At 30.1% G+C, this 4,812-nt stretch carries 6 protein-coding genes and 1 pseudogene; 2 read left to right on the top strand and 5 right to left on the bottom strand.

Going from position 1 to position 4,812, the window contains the following annotated elements:
* Positions 1-254, bottom strand: a pseudogene (locus tag AC15TD_RS13160) (hypothetical protein); the annotation flags it as partial.
* Positions 255-480: 226 nt separating this feature from the next.
* On the opposite strand from AC15TD_RS13160, the gene AC15TD_RS13155 reads away from it, so the two are divergent.
* Both AC15TD_RS13155 and AC15TD_RS13150 read left to right on the top strand, forming a co-directional pair.
* Entirely contained in the window at positions 481-1,512 is a 1,032-nt protein-coding gene (locus AC15TD_RS13155) for a sensor histidine kinase (RefSeq protein WP_484452616.1), read from the top strand.
* An 8-nt stretch (positions 1,513-1,520) separates the two neighbouring features.
* Positions 1,521-2,237, top strand: coding sequence for a LytR/AlgR family response regulator transcription factor (locus AC15TD_RS13150; RefSeq protein WP_484452615.1), 717 nt, complete (start codon positions 1,521-1,523; stop codon positions 2,235-2,237).
* A gap of 187 nt (positions 2,238-2,424) precedes the next feature.
* Here AC15TD_RS13150 and AC15TD_RS13145 read toward each other — a convergent pair whose 3' ends face one another.
* The 4 genes from AC15TD_RS13145 to AC15TD_RS13130 all read right to left on the bottom strand — a co-directional run.
* Positions 2,425-3,075: a class I SAM-dependent methyltransferase gene (locus AC15TD_RS13145; RefSeq protein ID WP_484452614.1), complete on the bottom strand. Its 651-nt coding sequence runs from the start codon at positions 3,073-3,075 to the stop codon at positions 2,425-2,427.
* A 173-nt stretch (positions 3,076-3,248) separates the two neighbouring features.
* A complete protein-coding gene (locus tag AC15TD_RS13140; RefSeq protein WP_484452613.1) occupies positions 3,249-3,488 on the bottom strand; it encodes a hypothetical protein in 240 nt (79 codons plus the stop codon).
* On the bottom strand, positions 3,463-4,014 hold the full coding sequence (locus AC15TD_RS13135; protein ID WP_484452612.1) for a DUF6090 family protein: 552 nt from the start codon (positions 4,012-4,014) through the stop codon (positions 3,463-3,465). Before AC15TD_RS13135 ends, AC15TD_RS13140 begins: the two co-directional genes overlap by 26 nt.
* A gap of 96 nt (positions 4,015-4,110) precedes the next feature.
* Positions 4,111-4,812: hypothetical protein (locus AC15TD_RS13130; protein WP_484452611.1), on the bottom strand; the 702-nt coding region annotated here is incomplete at its 5' end.

The raw sequence follows: 4,812 nt of genomic DNA, 5'->3' as shown, positions 1-4,812 counted from the left end.
GTGAGTGAGGCAATACTAAATATTGATTTTTCAGTATTTTTTTTATGCCCCTTTACATTTGCATACCCAAAACTTTTTTGATAAATGATGTGATTGTCTTTGCTAATTAAAACATTTCCAATAAACCTATTATAATAAGAATAACTTTCAAATAAGCCATCAATATTATTTTCTAATTCTTTGTTGGAGATTGATTGTCCAAAGGAATTAATTCCTAAGATTAATGCGATGAATACTACAACTGCTTTTTTCATTTTTTTATGATTTAATAATTAATTTGAAACAATATTAGAATGTTTGAATGATACTATAAAATGAATGTGATTGTTGCCTGCGTTGTTGTGATAGGAACCCACAATTGTGTGAAAAAAGGCGAACTTCACAGCAATATGGAATTTGGTCACTATCATGACCTCTTTTATCCCTTTTAAATATTTTAAACTATTTTAAACCCTATTTTTGACGAAGAAACGATTCAGTATGAAAAAATATATAGAACCAATAATTCATATTTTAGTATGGGGAATAGGTTACTTTTTAATTTTAAACTATACAGCTACCATAGGTGACTTTAGAAAAGAAAGTGGTCCATATTGGCTTGCAATAGGCTTTGGGATGCTTATGAATCAAATCGTTTTTTATGCAACCGCATTCTTTTTAGTTCCAAAATTTTTGCGATTGAAAAAAATTAAGGCATTAATTATTTCATTGTTAGGTGGCTTCATACTTATCAATTTATTTGAAAGTAGTATAGATTACGGCTATCTGGTAAATTTTTTCTCCTCTGCGAGTGAGTCTTTTGTTGTGTATTTAATTTATAATTCAGTTGTTAGCTTCTTTATTTTATTAGTTGCTTTGTCTTATTCGCTGATTAAATATTGGATACAAAATGAAAAACTTAAAAGAGTATTGCTTGAAGAAAAACTTTCCACAGAGATGGCTTTTTTAAAGTCTAAAATTAATCCTCATTTTTTGTTTAATGTTTTAAATAGTTTTTATGCCAAATCATTAAAGTATAATGCTCCCGATTTAGCCGATGGAATTGCTAAACTGGCAGAATTGATGCGTTATATGGTTTATGAAACAAATGAAGATAAAGTAGCACTCGAAAAAGAAATTCATCATCTTAAAAATTTTATTAAGGTTTATCAGTTACGGATTGCCGAAGAGGACGATGTATCTATAAACTTTGTCACTAAAGGAGATCTAAACTCAGTTAAAATAAGTCCAATGTTACTTATTCCTTTTGTTGAAAACGCGATTAAACACGGAATTGATCCTAAAATAAAATCAATAATCGATATCTCTTTAAAGGAGGAACAAAAAAAGTTATATTTTAAAGTAACCAATACCATACGTCAAGGGGTTTATGGCTTAGCCGATGAAACATCTTGTTTCGGACTTGATAATTTAAAAAAGAGGCTTGCCATTTTATATCCAAATAGGTATACTTTGGATACAAAACAAGAAAATGGATATTATGTATCTTTACTTATTCTGCAACTTTATTAGGAATACTTATGAACTGTGTTATAATTGATGATGAACCCGCTGCTATTGATGTACTTAAATTTCATTTAAGTAGCATACCATTTGTGGTATTAAAGAAAACTTTTAGAGATCCTTTGGATGCGCTTGAATATCTGCCTCAGCATAAAATTGATCTAATTTTCTTAGACATAAATATGCCGAAATTATCGGGAATCAGCTTTCCTAAGTTTTTGCAAAATCCACCGCTTATTATATTTACAACCGCTTATTCTGAATATGCTTTAGAAAGTTATGAGCTTAAAGCAGTTGACTATCTCTTGAAACCCATTGAATTTGATAGACTTCTTCAAGCAGTTATGAAAGCAAAACAGCTTTTAGAAGGAAATATTAGGGGTAAAACTTCAAGTTCTGAAATTTCTTCTGATATCTCTGATCAAACAATTTTTATTAAAAGCGGATCAGAATTTCATCAATTGTTTGTTCAAAATATAAAATACATAGAAAGTGATGGTAATTATGTGACTTTCTATACAGACAAACGACCTATTTTGGCTCGCTATAAAATATCTGAAGTCTTAGAATTACTTCCAAAAGAGTGTTTTACAAGAATACATCGATCCTATATTGTAGCATTAAAACATATAGAAACGGTCAAAAAACACTGTGTAGTCATTGCTAATAAGGAGATTCCCATAAGCAGTAAATATAGAGAAGACTATTTAAAAATAATACACGATATTGATTAGGAGCATGGCAATTAAGCCAATAGAAGACTTCATTTTCTTGAAGCTTTTTTGACGCTTGCCGCCAACGGTCTCGGCTATGAGTAGTTGCGTGGTTAAGCACAAAACTTTGCAAATACACACCAAACTGACACGAGCGGAGCGAACTGGCGCAAGCAATTTTCAGAAGTAGGCGAGGACAAGCAATTACTTATAGCCAATGTTGTGCGTTCGTTTTTTTTGATATTAATATTGTATGGATTTCATCCGTCCCGTCAGTTTTTATGTAATTTTTAGGAATCAATCTATTTATCTCCAAATGATTTGATTCAAGTGTCTTTACCAGATTATTCAAATTGTGATAATAAAAATATGTTCTATCTCCGCTGCTTCCTGAGATATAACCCGAATTTTCATAGTTACCATGAACAAAACTCAAGTAAAGTATTCCAGAATTATTCAGTAAGTTTTTACAGTCAGAAATTAGCTTTAGGCAGTCGCTGTTAGATAAGTATGGAATACAAAATCCGCATATAATTGCATCAAATTTTTTATTTAAACTGTCAATTTCTCGACAGTCCATTATTACAAATTCAGCCGTTGGATTATTCTTTTTGGCCAATTCAATCATATTTTCTGAAATGTCGATTCCTATAATTTTTAAATCAGTTTTTTTTGTTAGAAGATATTTGGTTATGTTTCCTGGTCCACAACCAACTTCCAAAACAGAAGCATTTGTCTTAATAATTAATTCAAGAAAATCATCATATGAGTCATTGTACAAGTCTAAATTCATAAACTTGTCTTGATAGATTTTAGCAATTTTATTCCACGTCTGAAATGTTTCTTGATATTTATCCATCTTTTTGTTAAATGTCTTGTGTATGTTTAGTTGCGTGGTTAAGCAACTAATTTAGCAAATAAATCACACATAGAATATTCCGAAGGAATGTTCGTAAGTTGACAGTGAACCAAGCAATAAATTATATACGGCTTAAGTTTGTCTTTTGTTATTAGTTTGATCAAATTATATTTTTAATTTTTGGAATCTTTATTTAGTTCTATTTCTAAAGTTTTTATTAATCCAACTGCCAAATTATTAATGTCAGTTATTCCTCTTTTTAATGATTTATTGAACCAGAAATGACCTGCTGCATTTCTTGTTAGTAAAATTTTATTCTCTAATAGATTTTTCAAGGCAATTGTTGAATCATTATTTTGAAATAACTCTTTGGTACTTTCATCAAATTCAAATGCATTTACTTCTGTGGCCAAGAAAACATCCAAAGGAATAATCCAATCCTTTATTTGTTAATTGGACTTTTTCCTCTTGTTCTACATTAACATAATAATTTTTTATTTGCTTTGATAATTCATGGTCCTTAAAAACATTCATATTACCAGATTCAGACAAGTCTGAATAAGTATTCTTATTTGCGGTGAAATCATTCATATTCCAGCCTATTCTGAAATATTCTGTTACTGCAATAAATAATTTTCCTGATTTCTTTTCATTATCTACTTCCTTTGTTAGAGATTTAATAGCAAGCTGTTTTTTATCAATACTATTCACTAATAAATTGATATTTAAAGTGTCTTGTCTTAAGTCATTTAATAGCCTTTCTGTATAAATCGATCTTAAATTATTAAATTTTCTCTGTTCATTCCAATTATTGATTTGCACCGCTATCAAAATTCCAATTACCACAAGAACAATTTCACCAATGGCATAAATCAGATATTTACTGAATTTGTTTTCAGCAAGCAGTTTTTGGCGAATTTTTCTAAAGAATTTTATCATAGGTTCTTGGTTGGTTTTGATGAAGGCTAACGTTTAGTATATGTGGAGTGCGACCGTTAAGGAAGCATTATCGCATATACATTGTTGTGTTCTGGCTTATTTATTTAGTTCTAATTTTTTCAAATTAATGTTTCCACATTGAATTTCTCTATCATTAATTCTGTAGAAGATTCTTTGCTCTTTCACGCTAAGACCTGTCCGCAATGTGCCGTCTACTCCTTTATTAAAAAGAGTTACGATATAGAAACCACTAAATTTATTCGGGTTAATAATTCTTTTTAACTCAGCCTGTTTGTGAAGGTTATTGTCCAGATATTTTCCTAAATCAAGCCCATAATTAAATAGAGGTTCTTTATCAAGTGTCATTGTGTCGGAAGGAATAAATAGCCTAAAGAATCTGCCAGGTGAAGAAGTAAGCTCGTATGAATTTTCAGGGAATTCCATTTTCAATTCAAATGGATTATCTGTTTCATTGGTAATTCGTGTCCAAAAAACAGCATAAACATATTCTTTACCGTTTCGGTCAGCGTATTTTAGTCCCCCTTTTGGTAAGCTGTTTTCAATTATTATTTGTTTGCCGTCAGAATCAGCATATACATATTTGGTGTCAACGTATTTGTCGTTAGAAATAGCTACACTCTTTTGATTTTCAGAAATATTCACTGTTTCATTATCATTTGAAACTATAACTGATGTCGATTTACTTTCTTGTCCACAAGAGAAAATAATCATAGCCCAAATAATCAATATTGATAATTTATCTTTCATGTTTTTTTCAGCTGTCTTGTCCTGAAATAT

This window comes from Yeosuana sp. (assembly GCF_057126245.1).
The sequence above is the reverse complement of the archived record's forward strand: the minus strand, read 5'-3'. Positions and strand labels throughout refer to the sequence as shown.